We start from the raw sequence: 18,919 nt of genomic DNA on the forward strand, positions 1-18,919 counted from the left end.
TGCGGGACATAATCTTACTGTCCCAGCGGCAGCATCATCAGGCGGCCAAACTCAGGGCGCGGTGTCCCGTCGCCGCAAAGCCGCAGGCAGTTCCAGGCGCTGGCTTGATTGCTGGTCACCACCGGGCGGCCGATCGCCTCTTCCATGCCGGGAACCGCGAGCGCCCCGCGCAGCGCGGTGCAGGACACGAAAAGCGCCTCGGCCTCGGCGTGCATAGCCTTCAGTGCCAGATCGACAATCGCTGCCGGCGCAATGCGCGCCATCTCGCGGTCATCCTCGAAGCCGAGGCAGGTGAAGCTGAGGATCTCGAAGCCACGTGCCGCAAAATAGGCAGCCATCGGCCTGGAGGTTTCGACGGTGTAAGGGGTGAGGATGCTGATCTTCTTCGCGCCCAGCGCCTTCAGCCCGCGCACGCCGGCCATCGGCGGCGTGACGACGGGCACGCCTGATTTGGCAGACTGGATCGCCGCCTCGATCTCGGCGTCGCCGATCACCACCGAGGCCGAGGTGCAGGAATAGCAGATGGCGTCGAGGCACTCGTCGGGCAGGATGAGCGCCGCGCCTGCCGCCAGCTCCGGCTGCATCTTGCGAAGGTTTTCCGGCGTGGTCGGGTTCTTGTAGGGAATGCGCGCGACATAGACGCCGACCCGCTCGCTCGCCACCATGCGGCGGAAATCCGGCTCGCTGGTGTGGTCGGTGGCAAGGATGATCAGGCCGACGCGCTTTTCCAGCGGGCGCGCATCGAGCGCCGGACTTGTCGGCATCAGCCTGATTTCGGGCAGCGGTTTCATCTTGAGAATTACCTTTCGATCTTGCCGTAGCGATGTTCCAGCCAGCGCAGCAACACGACCGAAAAGAGGCTGATGACGAGGAAGAAAGCGCCGACCAGCGTGATCGGCTCGATGTAGCGATAGTAGGTGTTGGCGACGCTCTTGGCCTGGTTCATCAGCTCCAGCACGGTGATCGCCGACAGCAGCGGCGTTTCCTTGAACATGGCGATGAAATAATTGGCCAGCGCGGGGATCATCGGCGGGATGGCCTGCGGGATGATGATGTTGGTCCAGGTCTGCGTGGCGCTGAGATTGCAAGCCTTGGCCGCTTCCCACTGGCCGCGCGGCACGTTGTCGATGCCGGCGCGATAGACCTCGGCCGTGTAGGTGCCGTAGTGCAGGCCAAGCCCGATGACGCCGGCGACCAGCGGCGGCAGCAGGATGCCGAAATCGGGCAGCACGTAGAAGATGAAATAGAGCTGCACCAGAAGCGGCGTGCCGCGAATGAATTCGGCCGCCCAGCCGACGGTGCGCGACAGCACCTTGTTTGGCGAGCGCCGCGCCAGCGCGATGCCTAAGCCGACGATTGCGGCCAGCACGGAGCCGAGCAGCGCCGCCAGAATGGTGATCTTCACGCCCTGGATCAGCGTCGGCATGATCTCCCAGACGAAGTTCCAATCCCACTCCATCAGACGCGCACCCCATCGAGGCCACGCGCCATGCGGCGTTCCAGAGAACGCACGCCCCAGGAGATGATTAGCGCCAGCGCGAAATAGATGATCAGGATGGTGGTGAACGGCACCAGCGTGTTGCCGGTCTGCGAGCGCACGACCTGCGCCTGAAAAGTGAGATCGGCGAGCGAGATCAGCGACACCACGGACGTGGCCTTGAGCAGCTCGATGGCGTTGTTGCCGAAGGTCGGCAGCATGATCAGCAGCGCCTGCGGCAGGATAACGTGGCGCATGCCTTGCCAGCGGCCGAGATTGAGCGCGATGCAGGCTTCATATTGCTCACGGCCGACCGACTGGATGGCACCGCGCACCACTTCGGCCGCATAGGCGCCGACATTGAGGCCCAGCGCCAGCACGCCGGCCTGCAGCGGGGTCAGTTCCAGGCCGATCAACGGCAACACGAAATAGGCAAAGAACAGCTGCACGAAGATCGAGGTGCCGCGGAAGAATTCAATATAGACGGTTGCCAGCCAGCGCAGCGCAAAGAAGCGCGACACGCGCCCCATGCCGGCAAGGAAGGCCATGATCAGCGCAAGCACCGACCCCATCAGCGTCAGCTCGATGGTGACAAGCGCTCCCTGCAATATCAGGCCGAGATAGCCGGACCACTGGGTCATTCGGGTTCCAACGTTGGCGGTTAGCTCCCTTCTCCCCGTTCAACGGGGAGAAGATGCCGGGTTTACCCTCCGTAGCTGCAGCGCAGCTGCTGCGTAGGACGGGCAGCACGAACCTATGAAAGACGCGCCGCCCCTCATCCGTCACTTCGTGACACCTTCTCCCCGTGAACGGGGAGAAGGGAGAAGCCGCTATTTCGCTGCGCAGAGCTTGTCGCGCGTCGTTGACATCGCTGCTGCCGCCGAGAAGCCGTAGGGCTCGATGATCTTGGCGAAGTCGCCGGATTTCTTCAGCTTGGCCAGTTCGACATCGAAGGCATCGCGCAATGCCTCATCGCCCTTCTTGAAGGCGGCGCCGTCGCAATAGACGGGCGCGCCCTGCACCGGAGCGATGACTTCGAGGTTCGGATCGTTGGCCTTCTTGACGAGGTCGTTGATCGACAGAACGGGAAGCGAATAGGCGTCGATACGTCCGTCCTGCAGCATCTTCAGGCCGCTCTGGCCGTCCGGCACGACGATAACGCGCTCGCGCGGCACGCCGGCGTTGAGCGCCAGCTTCTCCTCGGTGCCGCCGCCCGGCGCGCCGATCGTGGCTGACGTGTCCTTGGCGACATCCTCGTAGCTCTTGAAGCCCTTCGGATTGCCCTTCTTCACCAGCATCGCCTCGGCGTCGCACAGCACCGGTTCGGAATAGACGACCGCCGCGCAGCGCTCCGGCTTCATGAACAGGCCGGCGGTGACGACGTCGAAGCGGCCTGCCTGCAGGCCGGGGATCATGGCGCCATACTCCGAGATCGACGCGACGATGTCGCCAACGCCGAGACGCTTGAAGATCTCGCGGGCCACGTCCGGCGCCGCACCCGAAACCTTGCCGTCGGCGGCGACCGCCGTATAGGGCGGCTCGTTGGCGATCGCGACTCGGGCAAAGCCCTGCGCCTTCAGCTGCTCGAGCTTATCGTCATCGGCCGAACCGGCGCTTGAAGCGGCCAGAACCGCCGTCAGTGCGAGACCGGCGACGCCGGCCAGAATGCCAAGTTTCTTCATTGTTCCCAACTCCTTGTTTGTCTTCTTGGTTTTGTCTGGGCGGTCTTCCGCCCCGCAAAGCGGTCAGACACGATGTCCGGCCGCGATGATCTTCTTCAGGAAGCCTTGCGTGCGCTCCTGCTTGGGATGGCGGAAAATCTCGTCGGGCTTGCCTTCCTCGACGATCCTGCCGCGGTCGAAAAACAGCACGCGGTCGGCGAAGTCGTGGGCAAAGCCCATCTCGTGAGTGACGAGCAGCATGGTCATGTCGGTCTCGGCGGCGAGCTTGCGCATGACATTGAGCACCTCTTCGACCAGCTCCGGGTCGAGCGCCGAGGTCACCTCGTCGAAAAGCATGATCTTCGGCGACAGCGCCAATGCCCGCGCAATCGCCACGCGCTGCTTCTGGCCGCCGGACAATTGCGCCGGCATCGACTTCGCCTTGTCGGACATGCCGACCATGTCGAGCAGCTCCATCGCCCGCTTTTCGGCAGCGGCGCGCGGCGTGCCCTTGGTCAGCATCGGCGCTAAGGTGACATTGTCCATGACGCATTTGTGCGGAAACAGATTGAACAGCTGGAAGACCATGCCGATCTTCTGGCGCATCTTCGTCAGGTGCCGCTCGTCGGCGGGGAGCAGCTGGCCGTTGCGCTCCATGTGGTAGAGCTGCTCGCCATCGATCTGGATATGGCCGCCGTCGATCTTTTCCAGCGTCATCAGGATGCGCAGGATCGTCGTCTTGCCCGAGCCGGACGGGCCGATCAGCGCCAGCTTCTCGCCGGGCATGACCTGCATCGACAGGCCGTCGAGCACCTTGAACGAGCCGAAGCTCTTCGAAATGGCGTCGACCTTGATGATGGGTGTGGACAAATGAATTTCCCCTGCTGGAGAAGCCTGTGCCCTTAACGATGGGGAAGGCGCCAAATCATGTCAATTGAGAAAATAATATCATGACAATATTTCCGGCGTCGCACAATTTCAGGGCAATTTCCGCTCAGATTGCGAGCAGCAGATGCTCCGGATCGCCGAGCAGCAGCTTGGTGACAACGCCGAGGCCGGCGCGCAGTTCCCCCTCGGTGGTCGAGCCCAGCGAGATGCGCACCGCCGGATGCCAGGGCGCGTCGGAGATACGGAAGGAGGTGCCGGGCGCGATTGCCACGCCTTGCAGGCGGGCCTGGGCGACGAAGCTCTCCTCGGCGCGGTTGGCCGGTAATTGCAACCAGATATGCAGCCCGTCGCGCCGGGCGCGGTAGTCGACCCCGGCCAGCACTTCGGCCGCGATGTCCTGGCGTCGCCGCAATGCCGCGCGCTGCCAGCGCACGAGCTCCATCGCCGTGCCGTCGGCCACCCATTTGGTGGCAATCTCGGCCACCAGCGGCGTCGCCATCCAGTTGGACACCAGATGCCGGTTGGCCACAGCCGCGACGTAACGGTCGGGCGCGGCGAGATAGCCGATCCGCAGGCCAGGCACGGTGATCTTGGTGAAGGACGTCACGTAAAGTGTGCGCTCCGGCGCGAACGCGGCAACCGGCGGCGGCCGATCCTCGACCAGCGGACCCAGCACATCGTTCTCGATGATGGCGACGTCGTGCTTGCGCGCGACCGCGGCGATTTCCTCGCGCCGACGCGCATCCATCAGCGTGGCCGTCGGGTTGATCACCGAAGGCTGCACGAAGACCGCGCGAATGTCGGTGAGACGGCACGCCTCGTCGAGCGCTTCCGGGATCAGGCCGTTGCCGTCGATCGGCAGGCCTTCGAGGTTGAAACCGAGGTAACGCGCCAGTGGTACCAGCGTGTGGTGGCCGATGGCTTCGGTGGCGACGGTCGAGCCCGGCGGCGCCACACTCATCAACGCCACCGTCATCCCCGCGGTGGCGCCGTTGGTCAGGCTGATATTCTGTGCGGAGACATCCAGCCCGCACAGCTTCAGCCAGTCCACAGCCACCGCGCGATGGCGCGGGAACACCATATTGGGCCGGAACGACAGCGCCGAACTCGACGGCAGGTTTTCGGCCAGCCAGCCCAGCGCCTGCTTCAGCCGCTCCAGATGCATCGGCTCGCAGACCGGCTTCAGGATCGAGAGATCGATGACCTCGCCGAGGCGCTCCGGCAGATAGGGCGGCTCCGGCTCGCGGCGCTGCGTCTGGACAAAGCTGCCGCGGCCGATCTCGCCCGAAATCAGGCCGCGCCGGATCAGTTCCTCATAGGCGCGGCTGACCGTCTGCACCGACAATTTGAGATCGTCGGCCAGCCGGCGGTGTGTCGGCAGCCGCGCGCCATTGGCCAGCCGCCCGTCATGGATGGCGCGCGCGAACTGGTCGGCCAGCGATTGATAGGCCGGCCGGCGAAGGAGCGCGGGATCGGGTTGCCACAATGTCATGACTTATTAGAGATCGAAATCAGTGCAATTGACAATCGAAATAATGCGCCCTCATGGTGATGCCGACAAAAAAGCGGACGCCGATGACATCAGCCAAACTCGACGCGATCGACCTGAAAATCCTCGACGCCATCCAGCGCGACGGGCGCATCACCAAGCTGGCGCTGGCCGAGCAGGTAGGCCTGTCGCCGACGCCGTGCTGGATGCGGCTGCGCAAGCTGGAAAAGGCCGGGATCGTCTCGGGCTATCACGCCAGGATCGCCATGCGCGTCGTGGCGCCGGTCGCCACCGTGCTGATGGAGGTGACGCTGGCCAGCCACCGCCAGGCCGATTTCGACCGCTTCGAACGCGTCATCCGCGACATCCCCGAGATCGTCGCCTGCTGGTCGGTGGGCGGCGGCGTCGACTATGTGGTGAAGGTGATGGCGCGCGACATCGACGCCTATCAGCGGCTGGTCGACGGCTTGCTCGAGCGCGAGATCGGCATCGATCGCTACTTCACCTACATCGTCACCAAGACGGTGAAGGAGGAAATCGTTCTCCCCGTCGCCGACCTGCTGCCGGCATCGTAGGCCGGAGAGATTGTCTGCCACGGCGGCAGAATAGAGAGACTCTCTCTGCGGCCAGGCACGCAAACAGCCTCTCTGTCTGCTCATGACGGATAGGCTTCCCGCATCAGTCCGAACCGGGAGGCCTCGACCATGTCCGCGCATTTCGCCCGCTCGCATCGCCATGAAGCGCTCGACCGGCTCACCGACCGCCGGCTGCTGCGCGAACTCGCCTATGTCGACGGGCATTGGACGGCAAGCGAGGCGGCGGAAAGTTTCGAAGTCACCGATCCGGCCACCGGTGCGACTGTCGCTTTCGTCGCGGCGCTCGATGCGCGGCAAACGACAAAAGCAATCGATGCCGCCGCGCGCGCCCTTCCAGCCTGGCGCTCCCTGTTGCCGCAGGAGCGCTCGAAAATTCTGCGAAAATGGTTCGAGCTGATCATCGCCGCGAAAGACGATCTCGCTCTTCTGATGACTTTAGAACAGGGCAAGCCGTTGCAGGAATCGCGCGGCGAGATCGACTATGCCGCCTCCTTCGTTGAGTGGTATGCCGAGGAAGCAAAGCGCCTCAATGCCGAGAGCGTCACCAGCCATCTGCCGAATGCGGAAATGCTGGTGCGGCGCGAGCCGCTTGGCGTTGTCGGCATCGTCACGCCTTGGAATTTCCCGTCCGCCATGCTGACCCGCAAGGCAGCCGCAGCCCTTGCCGCCGGCTGCACCATCGTCGCGCATCCGTCCTCGGAGACACCGCTGTCGGCGCTGGCGCTGGCTGAACTTGGCGAGCGCGCCGGCCTGCCCGCCGGTGTCTTCAACATCCTCACCGGCAAGGCCGCGACGATTGTCGGCAGGATGTGCGAGGACGCGCGCGTTCGCGCCATGAGCTTCACCGGCTCGACGGAGATCGGCAGGCTGATCGCCGGGCAAAGTGCGCCGACGATGAAGCGGCTGGTGATGGAGCTTGGCGGCCACGCGCCGCTGATTGTCTTTGCCGACGCCGATCTCGACAAGGCCGTGAGCATTGCCATCGACGCCAAGTTCGCCACATCGGGCCAGGACTGCCTTGCCGCCAACCGCATCTACGTCCAGCGCCCGATCTACGATCACTTCTGCGCCACCTTCGCCAGGCGCATCGAGGCACTGCGGACCGGCAATGGGCTTGCCGGCGGCATCGACATCGGGCCGCTGATGCATGAGCGCGCCGTCATCAAGGTCGAGGAACAGGTTGCCGATGCCATCGCTCGCGGCGCGCGGTGCCTCGCCGGCGGCAAGCGACATCAGGCCGGGCCGCTGTTCTACCAGCCGACGCTGCTGGCCGATGTCACTGACGAGGCGCTGATCATGCGCGAGGAGACTTTTGGGCCCGTCGCAGCCGTCACGCCTTTCGACAGCGAGGACGAGGTGATCGCACGTGCCAACGCCACCGAATACGGTCTCGTCGCCTATGTCGTGACCGAGAACGGCGCCCGTCAGCAGCGCATGGGTCGCGCGCTCGACTACGGCATGGTCGCTATCAACCGGGTGAAGATCACCGGCGCGCCGATACCCTTTGGCGGCGTCAAGCAATCCGGCATCGGCCGTGAGGGCTCACGCCACGGGCTGGAGGCTTTCACCGATCTGAAATATCTCTGCCTGGACGTCGCATAAGTCAGCCCGGCCATCCCTTAAGGAGTCAAAAAATGCTCGACCAGTCCAACGAACTCAACGCCTGGGATCGCGACTATTTCTTCCATCCCTCGACCCATATGGGCACGCATGCGCGCGGTGAATCGCCGACGCGCATCATGGCCGGCGGCGAAGGCGTCACCGTCTGGGACAACAATGGCAAGAAGAGCATCGATGCCTTTGCCGGCCTCTATTGCGTCAATGTCGGCTACGGCCGCCAGAAGATCGCCGATGCCATTGCCACCCAGGCGAAGAACCTCGCCTACTACCACGCCTATGTAGGTCACGGCACCGAGGCCTCGATCACACTGGCCAAGATGATCATCGACCGCGCACCGAAGGGCATGAGCCGCGTCTATTTCGGCCTCTCGGGTTCGGACGCCAACGAAACCAACATCAAGCTGATCTGGTACTACAACAATGTGCTGGGGCGGCCGGAGAAAAAGAAGATCATCTCGCGCTGGCGCGGCTATCACGGCTCGGGCGTGATGACGGGATCGCTGACCGGGCTCGACCTTTTCCACAACGCCTTTGACCTGCCGCGCGCGCCGGTGCTGCACACCGAGGCGCCCTACTATTTCCGCCGCGCCGACCGTTCGATGAGCGAGGAGCAGTTCTCGCAGCACTGCGCCGACAAGCTCCAGGAAATGATCCTGGCCGAAGGCCCCGAAACCGTCGCCGCCTTCATCGGCGAGCCGATCCTGGGCACCGGCGGCATCGTCCCGCCGCCTGCCGGATATTGGGAAAAGATCCAGACGGTGCTGAAGAAGTATGACGTGCTGCTGGTCGCCGACGAGGTGGTGACGGGCTTCGGTCGTCTCGGCACCATGTTCGGCTCCGACCACTACGGCATCAAGCCGGACCTGATCACCATCGCCAAGGGCCTGACCTCGGCCTATGCGCCGCTGTCGGGCGTCATCGTGGCCGACAAGATGTGGCAGGTGCTGGTGCAGGGTTCCGACAAGCTGGGGTCGCTCGGCCATGGCTGGACCTATGCTGCGCATCCGATCTGCGTTGCCGCAGGCGTCGCCAATCTCGAACTGATCGACGAGATGGACCTTGTGACAAACGCCCGCGAGACCGGCGCCTATTTCCGCGCCGAACTGGCCAAGGCGGTCGGCGGCCACAAGAATGTCGGCGATGTGCGCGGCGACGGCATGCTGGCGGCGGTCGAGTTCGTCGCAGACAAGGACGACCGGGTGTTCTTCGACGCTTCGCAGAAGATCGGCCCACAGGTGGCGACGGCACTTGCCGCCAGTGGCGTTATCGGCCGCGCCATGCCGCAGGGCGACATTCTCGGTTTCGCGCCGCCGCTCTGCCTGACGCGCGAAGAAGCCGACATCGTCGTCTCGAAGGCCGCCGATGCGGTCAACAGCGTGTTTGCCAATCTCTGAGTTCGACCATGAATGTCATGACCAAGACCCTTCCCGCCACCATGGCCGCCGTGCTGCTCACCGGGCATGGCGGGCCGGAAAAACTCGTCTACCGTACCGATGTGAAAGTGCCCGCGCCCGGCCCGGGTGAAGTGTTGGTCAAGGTTAGCGCTTGCGGCATGAACAACACCGATGTCTGGGTGCGCCAGGGCGCCTATGGCACGGAGGAAGATGCTGCCGCCGTGTCGACCTGGCGGCGGCAAGGCAACACGCTTGTGTTCCCGCGCATCCAGGGCACCGATACGGTCGGCACTATTGCTGCCGTGGGCGAAGGCGTCTCGCCGGACCGTATCGGCGAACGGGTGATGGTCGATTTCTCCATCTACAACAGAGACGACGATTCACTCGCCGACATCGACTATATGGGCCACGGTCGCGACGGCGGGTACGCCGAATACCAGACGGTGCCGGCTGAGAATGCCCATGTCGTCGACACCGAGATGAGCGACGTCGAGCTCGCCACCTTTTGCTGCGCCTACCTCACCGGCGAGCAGATGCTGGAGCGCGCCGCACTCAAGGCCGGCGAGCGCGTGCTGGTCACCGGCGCTTCGGGCGGTGTCGGTTCCGGCATCGTGCAGCTGGCGCGAGCGCGCGGCGCCATTCCCTACGCCGTTGTCGGCAAGGGCAAGGAACAGGCGGTGCGCGACATAGGCGCCGAGGCCGTCATCATCCGCGGCGTCGCCGACTTGCCTGCCGCAGTGAATGAGGCGACCGGCGGCCAGCCGATCGACGTGGTCGCCGATCTCGTCGGTGGCGCGATCTTCAACGACTTGCTTCGCATCCTGAGGCCCGAAGGCCGCTACACCACCGCCGGCGCCATCGCCGGACCGGTGGTGCAGCTCGATCTCCGGACCATGTATCTGAAGCAGTTGCAGCTGCACGGCTCGAGCCAGGGCACGCGCGCCGATTTCCGCCGCATCGTCCGCTACATCGAGGCGAAGAAAATCCGGCCGCTGGTTGGCGGTGTCTACAGACTGTCCGATTTCCACAAGGCGCAGGCCGACTTCATCGCCAAGGATTTTGTCGGCAAGCTGGTGGTCGTGCCGGACGCCATGTGGATCGATGGTCACTGACCTGGCAGGACGCGCTTCGTGCGGGTAAGAAAATCATCACAAGCTGTCGGACCTCATCGCTCTCGCCCGTCCGACCGCGTGATTTGGACTTATGCAAACTAGTTTAGGACTTTTGATTGTATATAGTCCGAAATTCACGGTTATCTTGGCTTCATCCACAACGAAGGAGATTGCCATGAAGACCGCTTTCATCACTGGAACCTCGTCGGGCTACGGCCTGGAAACCGCCAGGCTTTTTCACGCCAAAGGCTGGAACGTCATCGCCGCCATGCGCACACCGCGTGAGGATGTCCTGCCCAAATCCGACCGCATCCATATCGTGCCGCTCGACGTCACCAATGTCGACAGCATCAAGGCCGCGGTCGAAACTGCCGGCCCGATCGATGTGCTGGTCAACAATGCCGGCATCGGTATGTTCGGCGCCTTCGAGGCGACGTCGATCGACACGGCGCGCCAGATCTTTGAGACCAACACATTCGGTGTCATGGCCATGACCCAGGCCGTGATCCCGCAGTTCCGCTCTCGTCGTTCGGGCACGCTCATAAATGTCACCTCCAGCGCCGTGCTGGCGCCAATGCCGCTGGTCGCCATCTACACCGCCAGCAAGACGGCGATTGACGGCTTCACCGCCTCGCTTGCCAACGAGCTCAATCATTTCGGCATCCGCGTGAAGATGGTCCAGCCGGGCTACGGGCCGACGACGGCTTTCTCGCGCGATGCTGCGTCCTACATCGAGCGCTTCATCCCCGAAGCCTATGCCGGCTATGCCGGCGAGATCTTTGCAGAGATGACCCGCCCGACGGCACACACCGTGCCTGAGGACGTCGCCGAGATCGTCTGGAAGGCCGCGCACGATGAGTCAGCCACGATCAGCTTTCCGGCAGGACCTGACGCGGTGGCATTGAGCCAGGCGCGGCGTGCGGTGGCTGCCTAGTTCCCCCGTGATGTCTGCCGCGCCGGCGACGTTGTCGCCAGGTGCGCCAGAGGCTCATTGCCGCCGTCGTCGAGCCGCCGCTCGCTTGGGCTCTCGGCCTGAACGCAGGAGCTTCTCTTCCTTGTCGCTCACCAAGGAGCGAATTCCGGTGAACACCAGGGTGATGGCCTCGTCGCGCCCGATGTCGTCGGCGACCGCCTTGCGCAGCCAGAGCCCGTCGAGCAGGGCCGCGATGATCAGGCTCGCCTCGTGCAGGCGCGCCGCATCGAACATCCCGCCAAACACCGAAGCCAGATTGGAGCGCAGCCGCCGGTGGAACACGCGTTGGAGCCTTGCATATTGCTCGTTCACGCCGGCTTCGGCGCAGACGGATATCCAGGCGCTGGCGATGGGACGGGTGAAAGCTTGCGCGGGGAAGTTCCCCTCGACGATCGCTTCCAGCCGCGCCCAGTTGGTCTGGGCCTTACTCAGCCGCGCGATGACGTCTTCCATCAGCAGGCGATTGTTGTAGCGCACCATGCCGAACAGGACTTCGTCCTTGCCCTTGAAATAATAGGCGAGAATGCCCGGCGACATGCCGGCCTCGCGGCATATGCGGGCCGAGGTCATGCCTTGCAGCCCATGCTCGAGGAATACGCGATGCGCGGCCGCGATCAGTTCGACGCGCCTTATGTCCTCGATTCTGGTTCGCTTGCCGTGAGTCGCCATTTCCCTTTCTAGCAAATAAGATTTTTGTACGCTCATACAAGATTCTATATTGACATACAGCACGGACGCAATAGCGTTGGCTGGCAGTCGTCTCATCAAGAAAATGGGGAACCAAGAATGCGCACGACAGTCATCTTTGCCTTGCTTTCCGGGTTGATCGCATCGCCCGCCATGGCCGCCGATGCGGCGCAGTGCCAGAAGGTCCGTATGGCGGATCTTGGCTGGACCGACATTGCGCTTACCAACACCACCGCCGAGGTGATCCTCGATGCCCTGGGTTACGACGCCTCGCAGACCTTGCTCGGCCTTGGCGTCGCTTATTCGGCGCTGAAGGAGAACGACATGGATGTGTTCCTCGGCAATTTGGCGGCCGGTCCAGGACGAGGAATACAAATCCTATTTCGATGAGGGATCGGTCGAAGTGCTTGGCGTGAATCTCGAGGGCGCCAAATACACGCTCGCCGTACCGCAATATGTTGCCGACCAGGGCGTCAAGAGCTTCGATGATCTCGCCGCCCGCGCCGACAAGTTCGGCAGCAAGATCTATGGCATCGAGGCGGGCTCGAACAAGCCGCTGCTCGACATGGTGGCGGCCAACCGCCATGGGCTCGGCGAGTGGCAAATTATCGAGTCTAGCGAGGCGGCAATGCTGACGCAGGTCGCCAACTCGGTGGCCGACAAGGGATGGGTCGTGTTCCTCGGCTGGGAGCCGCATCCGATGAACCTCGACTACAAGATTACCTATTTGTCGGGCGGAGACATCGAGTTCGGGCCGAATTTCGGCGGCGCCACCGTCCGCACCATCGCCCGCAAGGGCTTTTCGACGGAATGCCCCAACGCCGCCAAGCTGTTTGCCAATCTGGCCTTCGATCTCACCTACGAAAATTACGGCATGCGGATGATCCTGGGGGAGGGGAAATCCGCCGACGAAGCTGCCCGTGAGATGATCAAGCGCAACCCCGACAAGCTCGCGAAGTGGTTGGACGGCGTCTCGGCTTTTGACGGTCAGCCAGGCCTGCCGGTCGTGAAAAGCGCGCTGGGCCTCTAGATGAGCCAGAGCATGCTCGCAGCTGTGCTGGAGAAGACAGGTGAGCCGCTGCGCATCATGACTATGCAGCGGCCGGAACCCGGTCCAGGAGAGATACTGGTTCGCCTGGAAGCGAGCGGCATATGCCATACCGATGTACATGTCTGGCAAGGCCACGTGCGGCCGGCGTCAGGGCAGCTGACGACAATTCTCGGCCATGAGGGCGTGGGCAGGGTGGTTCAACTCGGCGCCGGTGTCACGGACTGGCGCCTTGGCGAGCGTGCCGGCGTCGCCTGGCTGCACGACACTTGCGGCGACTGCGACGAATGCCACGCCGAAATGGAGTCTTTCTGCCAGCACCAGCGCGCGCACGGCTTCAATGTTGCAGGCACCTTTGCCGAATATGTCGTTGCCGATGCGCGTTTTGCCGCGCGACTGCCAGATGAGGGCGATGCGGCGGTGCTGGCGCCGTTGATGTGCGCGGGCTTGACCGCCTTTGGCGCGGTGCAAAGGGCAGGCGTCAAAGCCGGAGAAATCTGCGCCGTCTTTGGCTGTGGCGGCCTCGGCCTTTATGCCGTCCAGATCGCCCGACGGCTTGGCGCAACAGTCGTCGCCATCGATACGGATGAAGCCAAGCTTCGCCTTGCTGCTTCCCTTGGTGCCGAGCACACGCTGCTTGCCTCACCCGAACTGGCCAACAACTGGCCGGTCGCCTTGCGTGCGCATGTCTGCATCAATTTTGCGCCGACGCCGGCAAGCTGGGATGCCATGGTCGCGGCAATCCGCCCGCGCGGCAGGATCATCGCGGCGGCCATGGTCTCGCAGCCGGTGCCCCTCAGCCAGGAGTGGCTGACCGCAAGCGGTGTCTGGATAACCGGGACCAGCGTCGGCACGCGCGCGCAGATGCGCGAGCTGATCCAGCTGCATAAGGCGCAACCGTTCGAGGCCCAGGTCCAGCGCTTCAAGCTGGCCGAGGCAACCAGCGCTTTGGTTCGGCTGAAGGCGGGAAATACCGAGGGGCGGCAGGCGATCGTCTTTGGTTCTGACAACCAAGGGTGACCCCACGAAAAACGGCGCTGGCTGCTTTGCAGCGAGACTATAGACAATTGACGGCTTGCCATTTGTTCGGAACAGTCCATTCCATGGTCGATCCGCTGTCCGAAATCATTGAACTGCTCCGGCCTCGGGCCGTGTTCACAAAGGGCATCAGCGGCGCCGGCCGTTGGGGCGTCCGTTATGGCGATTTTGGCCACCCGAGCTTCGCCATCGTGATCGAGGGTGCATGCCGATTGGCCGTCGATGGGCAACAGCCGCTCACGCTGGAGGCCGGCGATTTCATCCTGCTGCCGAAGACACCGGGCTTCACCATGACGGGTTTTGAGCCCGTCATCCCCGAGATCATCGATCCGCATGTCGCGGCTCTCTCGGCTGAGGGTGAAGTTCGCCATGGCGCCCAGGACGGCCCGCCGAGCGTACGTATCCTTGGCGGTTACTTCATCTTCGACAGCGAGGATTCCGGACTGCTGGTTTCGCTGCTGCCGGATCAGGTCCATGTCCGCGGCGTCGAACGCCTGTCGATCCTGGTGAAGCTGTTGATCGAGGAAGCGGCCCGACGCCAGTCGGGGCGCGAGCTGGTGTTGACCCGGCTGATCGAGATCCTGCTGGTCGAATCCTTGCGGCTGACGCAAACGCCGGATGCACCGGCCGGACTGCTGCGTGGCCTGGGGGACGTACGGCTGGCCGAAGCCATCCGGCAGATGCATGCCGATCCGGCTCGCCCCTGGACGATGGCGGAACTGGCAAAGGAAGCAGCGCTCTCCCGGTCGGCATTCTTCGACCGCTTCAGCCGCAGCGTCGGCGTGCCGCCGATGGAATATCTGCTGGCCTGGCGCATGGCGCTTGCCAAAGACATGCTGCGTCGACAGGAAATCGACATCGCCGAAGTTGCAGAGCGTGTCGGCTACGGTTCGGCGAGCACCTTCAGCACCGCCTTCAGCCGCCATGTCGGCCAGCCGCCCGGCCGCTACGCAAAGGCGGCGGCATAGTAGGCGGCAGGTCACCGCCGGTCTGTCACTCCGGAAGCCCGGCCTTGCGGAAGCCATCGACGAAATGTTCGAGCGTGGCAGTGTCGCGGAATGGCTCGGTCTCGACCCAGTGGCGGGTTGTGAAATGCGGGTTGGCGACGAGGAACATTGCGACCTCGGCGCGCGCCTCGTCGAGCCGGCCGAGCTGGGCTAGGCTCGCCGCCAGGAAGCGGCGCGAGCTTGTGCGATAGGTCTCGTCCCGGCGCAGCGTCTCGACGGCGGCCTCGTAGTCGCGCGCCGCATATTGCGCCTGGCCGAGCGTCAGATAGTACCAGCTTGCCGGATACGGGTTCAGCCGGAACGCTTTGCGGATCTGCTCGAGGCCCTCCTCCACCTGACCGGCCAGGGTCGTGATGTCGGACAATGTCGCCCAGGCGTCGGCGTCGTTCGGGTCGAGCTCGAACGCCTTGACAAATTCCGCGTCCGCCTCATCGAATCTGCGCTCATAGGCAAGCAGGTTGGCAAGCACCCAGTGACAGCCGGCATCATTGGGATCGATGGCCACGGCCTTGCGCGCCAGGTCCAGGGCAAGGCCGCGGGCAGGTTCGATAGGATCGCCCCAATGCACCCATCCCATCCAGTGGTTCATCGCAAGCCAGCGATAGGCCTCGGCATAGTCCGGATCGAGCCCAACCGCGCGCGTCAGCATCAGATGCGCTTCGCGCGCCGTCTCCGGCGAGACGTCGATCAGCTTGCGGGCCCGCACACACAGATCATAGGCCTCGAGATTTCCCGGCCGGTTGCGCGGCAGCGGCGCACGCAGCCGCCCAAGCAGGGCCTCGACGATCTTGGCCGTCACCTCGTCCTGGACGGCAAAGATATCTTCCAGGCCGCGATCGAAGCGGTCCGCCCACAGATGCTCGCCGCTCAACGCGTCGACCAGCTGGGCGTTGATGCGCACGCGCCCGGAGGCACGTCTGGCGCTGCCCTCCAGGAGATAGCGCACGCCGAGATCTCCGGCGATTGCGCGCACATCCACCGCCTTGCCCTTGTAGGCAAAGGTCGAGTTGCGCGCGATGACGAACAGGCCACCGATCCGGGACAGGTCGGTGATCAGGTCTTCGGTCAACCCGTCGGCGAAGGCTTCCTGCTCGGGGTCGTTGCTGAAATTGGCGAAGGGCAGCACGGCTATCGATGGCTTGCCGGGCAGCGGCAAAGCCTGTCGCTTCGCGTCACTGAGCTGTTCGATGGTGCCGGTGAAGCGATAGCCGACACGCGGAACCGTCGATATCCATTCCCCGCCATTCGCGGCCGGACCCAGCAGCTTGCGCAATTGCGCGATCTGGACCGTGAGGTTGCCTTCCTCGACGGCCGTGCCTGGCCATGCCGCGTCCATCAACTCGGCCTTGGCCAGGATCTCGCCGGGCCGTGCGACGAGCGCCGCCAGCAGTTGCAGTCCGCGATGACCGGCGGCGACGGGGACATCGTCCCGAAGGAGCGTTCCCGCACCCGGATCAAGCACGAACGGACCAAAGGCAAAGCGCGCTCCTTGCATAACGCGCATCTATAGAGCAATTCCAGGAAAAGTGTGAGGCGGTTTTCCCCGGGGGGAGCGCGTAGCGCTTCCCTGAGGAATTGCGTCAAAACAAAGAGTTAGATCACTTCGCCGTTTTCGTGAAACGGCGAAGTGATCTAACCGGTTTGGAAGTTTTGAGAACTATTTGGGAAGGCTTAATTACGGCGCCGTCCGCATGCTGCAGAATTCAGCCTCTTCCAAACCGAGGGCTCTCTTGCCCCTCAAGCCGAATGGAGGTTGCCATGAACGATATCCTTGCTTCTGCCCCGACCGCCTGGCTGGAAAAACCCGCGGCGTCATCGCGCCGGTGCCTGACGGGCCCGCGCAGCATGATTGCGGCCTGGCGTGAGCGGATACGCTTTCGCTGGGACCTGAAGCAGAAGGCTGAGGCCAATCCGCATCTGATCGACGATATCGGCCTGACCAGACGCCAGGTCGAGGCAGAGATCGTCAAGCGCTTCTGGCAAGCGTAGGCGAATGCCGCGAGTAACACCGGTTTGCCGCGATTTGCACTTGCCGGAACTTGCCGATCCTGCTTCGAAGGCTGCATGAGCGCCGAAGACACGACGTCACCGCGCGAGCTCCCATGGGCCGCGATGGCCGGCATCATCGCCACCGTCACGGTGTTCGCGGTGGCGCAGGGGCTAACCTATCCGCTGCTCAGCTTCATCCTGGAACGGCAGGGGACGACACCGGGCCTGATCGGCTTCTCGGCGGCGATGACGCCCCTGGGTTTCATCGTCTCGTCGCTCTTCACGCCTGCGCTGGTGCGGCGCGTGGGTGCGGCGCGCTTTGCGGTTCTGTGTTCGATCCTGGCAGCGACCGCCTTGATCGCGATTGCGTGGACGCAGGACGTCTGGGCCTGGATGCCGCTGCGCTTCCTGCTCGGCTTCTTTGCCAACCCGCTCTACATGATCAGCGAAACCTGGCTGGTCTCGATCACGCCCGCCGCACGCCGGGGCCGCATCATGGGCCTTTATTCCTCCATTGTTTCGGCCGGCTTCGGCCTCGGCCCGCTGTCGCTCGGCCTTGTGGGCACGCAAGGGTGGCCGCCCTTCCTCATCGGCAGCGCGGCCTTCCTGGTCTGCGGCCTGATCGTGCTTGCGGTCGCGCCGCGCCTGCCCGACATGCCGCGTGAGGGCGAGGCGGTATCGGTCGGCGGCTTCTTCGCCCTGGCGCCGCTGCTTCTGTTCGCGGTTTTCACCGCTGCCGCCTTCGAGCAGGTCCTGCTTTCGCTGTTCGCGGTCTATGGCGCCGCGCTGGGCAGCACTGAGCAGCGCATCGCGTCGCTCATCACCTGTTTCATCGCCGGCAATGCTGTGCTGCAGATCGTGCTCGGGCGCGCGGCCGAACGGTTCGGCTCGACGCGGATGATGCTGTTCTGCGTCCTGGCGTGCCTGGCCGGTTGCCTGCTGTTGCCGTTGCTCTTCGCTACCTGGCTGATCTGGCCGCTTTTCTTCGTCTGGGGCGGGGTCTCGTTCGGCATCTACACGCTGTCTCTGATCCAGCTCGGCGAGCGTTTCACCGGCCAGGCCTTGATCGCCGGCAATGCCGCCTTCGGAATCGTATGGGGCATAGGCGGCATCGTCGGCTCGCCCGTGGCAGGTCTGACAATGCAGCTGACCGGACACCAGGGGCTGCCATCGTCGCTCGGCCTGCTGTGCTGTGTGCTGGTGGTGTTTCTGATGGCCCAGAGGCGGCGGCGGGTTTGAGCGAGCTCAGCGTAGGGCGTACTGCCATTGCGGCTGTCAGGTCGACGCTGCCCTTCGACGAGAGCGAGAAAGGCCGCGCTCGCCTGACGGCTGTCCTGTGTTTCTCGAAACGTCCGATGCGCCTTCGCGATGAAAGGGCTTCTGCCCATCACCCGGACCGCTCGCTCTGTAGAGCCTGCGATCGCGTAGATCTCCGTCAGTAAAGCCGATCACACACCAGACCTTGCAAATATGCTATGCTCACCTGGATGTAACAGGGAGAGATATCGATGAAGAAAGCTTTCCTGACTGCTGTCATTGTCGAGATAGCATTTCTAGGCGTGGCGACAACGGCGTCATTGGCAGATGATCTTCCCGCCTTGAACTCGAAGTGGCGTGAACCGCAACACGGAACCTGCCTGGAGATTACTCAAATTTCAGATGCACTTCCTGGACCGGCAGGCTGCGCTCAGATTGCCGGTCGGATGAAAGACGATCTGATGATCGGTTATGCCTGCAAAAGCGGATCGGAAATCAGCTTTTTCTCCGGGCTGCAAACCGACAATTCCATAAAGCCTGATATTTTCATTGGCCGGTATAGCGCGGAAGCCATAATCGCCCAATACTGCACCAGAATTACCAACGACTGGCCTCCAGAATATGATTGCAGAAATGAAATGACGTTCAAAAGCGTCAGCAGTTGCACACCCTGAAATGCACTG

19 protein-coding genes and 1 pseudogene are annotated in these 18,919 nt (G+C 63.5%); 12 read left to right on the forward strand and 8 right to left on the reverse strand.

From position 1 onward, the window contains the following. Positions 1 to 14 precede the first annotated feature (14 nt). From eutA to ehuR, 6 genes are all read right to left on the reverse strand, one after another. The gene (eutA, locus tag AC04SH_RS18130) at positions 15 to 791 is read right to left on the reverse strand and encodes an ectoine utilization protein EutA (RefSeq protein WP_488576057.1); all 777 of its coding nucleotides are present in this window, start codon (positions 789 to 791) and stop codon (positions 15 to 17) included. Positions 792 to 799: 8 nt separating this feature from the next. Continuing rightward, positions 800 to 1,459, reverse strand: coding sequence for an ectoine/hydroxyectoine ABC transporter permease subunit EhuD (gene ehuD, locus AC04SH_RS18135; protein WP_488576058.1), 660 nt, complete (start codon positions 1,457 to 1,459; stop codon positions 800 to 802). Next, positions 1,459 to 2,118 carry an ectoine/hydroxyectoine ABC transporter permease subunit EhuC gene (gene ehuC, locus AC04SH_RS18140; protein WP_181061064.1) on the reverse strand — a complete coding sequence of 220 codons (660 nt, stop codon included), beginning with the start codon at positions 2,116 to 2,118 and terminating at the stop codon, positions 1,459 to 1,461. Before ehuC ends, ehuD begins: the two co-directional genes overlap by 1 nt. A 189-nt stretch (positions 2,119 to 2,307) precedes the next feature. Further along, positions 2,308 to 3,159, reverse strand: a complete 852-nt coding sequence (gene ehuB / locus AC04SH_RS18145) for an ectoine/hydroxyectoine ABC transporter substrate-binding protein EhuB (RefSeq protein WP_477238916.1) — start codon at positions 3,157 to 3,159, stop codon at positions 2,308 to 2,310. A gap of 63 nt (positions 3,160 to 3,222) precedes the next feature. Then, the gene (gene ehuA, locus AC04SH_RS18150; RefSeq protein WP_477238914.1) at positions 3,223 to 4,008 is read right to left on the reverse strand and encodes an ectoine/hydroxyectoine ABC transporter ATP-binding protein EhuA; all 786 of its coding nucleotides are present in this window, start codon (positions 4,006 to 4,008) and stop codon (positions 3,223 to 3,225) included. Positions 4,009 to 4,132: 124 nt separating this feature from the next. Then, positions 4,133 to 5,518 (reverse strand): MocR-like ectoine utilization transcription factor EhuR, encoded by a 1,386-nt coding sequence (gene ehuR, locus AC04SH_RS18155; RefSeq protein WP_477238912.1) that lies wholly within the window; start codon positions 5,516 to 5,518, stop codon positions 4,133 to 4,135. An 83-nt stretch (positions 5,519 to 5,601) separates the two neighbouring features. Here ehuR and AC04SH_RS18160 point away from each other — a divergent pair, with 83 nt between their 5' ends. The 5 genes from AC04SH_RS18160 to AC04SH_RS18180 all read left to right on the forward strand — a co-directional run bounded on the left by AC04SH_RS18160 (position 5,602) and on the right by AC04SH_RS18180 (position 11,171). After that, a complete protein-coding gene (locus tag AC04SH_RS18160) occupies positions 5,602 to 6,090 on the forward strand; it encodes an Lrp/AsnC family transcriptional regulator (RefSeq protein WP_477238910.1) in 489 nt (162 codons plus the stop codon). A 129-nt stretch (positions 6,091 to 6,219) separates the two neighbouring features. Beyond that, on the forward strand, positions 6,220 to 7,713 hold the full coding sequence (locus AC04SH_RS18165; protein WP_477238908.1) for an NAD-dependent succinate-semialdehyde dehydrogenase: 1,494 nt from the start codon (positions 6,220 to 6,222) through the stop codon (positions 7,711 to 7,713). Positions 7,714 to 7,745: 32 nt separating this feature from the next. Then, positions 7,746 to 9,125, forward strand: coding sequence for an aspartate aminotransferase family protein (locus AC04SH_RS18170; RefSeq protein WP_477238906.1), 1,380 nt, complete (start codon positions 7,746 to 7,748; stop codon positions 9,123 to 9,125). 8 nt (positions 9,126 to 9,133) lie between these two features. Next, complete coding sequence (locus AC04SH_RS18175; RefSeq protein WP_488576059.1) at positions 9,134 to 10,237, forward strand: alcohol dehydrogenase family protein; 1,104 nt, start codon at positions 9,134 to 9,136, stop codon at positions 10,235 to 10,237. A 175-nt stretch (positions 10,238 to 10,412) separates the two neighbouring features. Then, positions 10,413 to 11,171: an SDR family oxidoreductase gene (locus AC04SH_RS18180; protein ID WP_477238902.1), complete on the forward strand. Its 759-nt coding sequence runs from the start codon at positions 10,413 to 10,415 to the stop codon at positions 11,169 to 11,171. 54 nt (positions 11,172 to 11,225) lie between these two features. Here the strand turns inward: AC04SH_RS18180 and betI are convergent, their stop codons facing one another. Further along, positions 11,226 to 11,879 (reverse strand): transcriptional regulator BetI, encoded by a 654-nt coding sequence (gene betI, locus AC04SH_RS18185; RefSeq protein ID WP_488576060.1) that lies wholly within the window; start codon positions 11,877 to 11,879, stop codon positions 11,226 to 11,228. Between the two features lie 117 nt (positions 11,880 to 11,996). Here betI and AC04SH_RS18190 point away from each other — a divergent pair, with 117 nt between their 5' ends. The 4 genes and pseudogenes from AC04SH_RS18190 to AC04SH_RS18205 all read left to right on the forward strand — a co-directional run. Then, positions 11,997 to 12,287 (forward strand): glycine betaine ABC transporter substrate-binding protein, encoded by a 291-nt coding sequence (locus tag AC04SH_RS18190; RefSeq protein ID WP_488576061.1) that lies wholly within the window; start codon positions 11,997 to 11,999, stop codon positions 12,285 to 12,287. Continuing rightward, positions 12,226 to 12,927: a glycine betaine ABC transporter substrate-binding protein gene (locus AC04SH_RS18195; RefSeq protein ID WP_488576062.1), complete on the forward strand. Its 702-nt coding sequence runs from the start codon at positions 12,226 to 12,228 to the stop codon at positions 12,925 to 12,927. Before AC04SH_RS18190 ends, AC04SH_RS18195 begins: the two co-directional genes overlap by 62 nt. 12 nt (positions 12,928 to 12,939) lie before the next feature. Then, entirely contained in the window at positions 12,940 to 13,965 is a 1,026-nt protein-coding gene (locus AC04SH_RS18200) for an alcohol dehydrogenase catalytic domain-containing protein (protein ID WP_488576063.1), read from the forward strand. Positions 13,966 to 14,048: 83 nt separating this feature from the next. Beyond that, a pseudogene (locus tag AC04SH_RS18205) lies at positions 14,049 to 14,998 on the forward strand (AraC family transcriptional regulator); the annotation flags it as partial. Here the strand turns inward: AC04SH_RS18205 and AC04SH_RS18210 are convergent. Continuing rightward, a complete protein-coding gene (locus AC04SH_RS18210) occupies positions 14,977 to 16,494 on the reverse strand; it encodes a winged helix-turn-helix domain-containing tetratricopeptide repeat protein (protein WP_488576064.1) in 1,518 nt (505 codons plus the stop codon). The pseudogene AC04SH_RS18205 and the gene AC04SH_RS18210 sit on opposite strands and share 22 nt — an antisense overlap. Positions 16,495 to 16,748: 254 nt before the next feature. On the opposite strand from AC04SH_RS18210, the gene AC04SH_RS18215 reads away from it, so the two are divergent. From AC04SH_RS18215 to AC04SH_RS18225, 3 genes are all read left to right on the forward strand, one after another. Next, complete coding sequence (locus tag AC04SH_RS18215) at positions 16,749 to 16,979, forward strand: DUF1127 domain-containing protein (RefSeq protein ID WP_477238890.1); 231 nt, start codon at positions 16,749 to 16,751, stop codon at positions 16,977 to 16,979. A 75-nt stretch (positions 16,980 to 17,054) separates the two neighbouring features. After that, positions 17,055 to 18,218: an MFS transporter gene (locus AC04SH_RS18220; RefSeq protein ID WP_488576065.1), complete on the forward strand. Its 1,164-nt coding sequence runs from the start codon at positions 17,055 to 17,057 to the stop codon at positions 18,216 to 18,218. 269 nt (positions 18,219 to 18,487) lie between these two features. Beyond that, positions 18,488 to 18,910 carry a hypothetical protein gene (locus tag AC04SH_RS18225; protein ID WP_488576066.1) on the forward strand — a complete coding sequence of 141 codons (423 nt, stop codon included), beginning with the start codon at positions 18,488 to 18,490 and terminating at the stop codon, positions 18,908 to 18,910. The last annotated feature ends 9 nt before the right edge of the window (positions 18,911 to 18,919 follow it).

It is taken from the genome of Mesorhizobium sp. CNPSo 4688 (genome assembly GCF_057784295.1).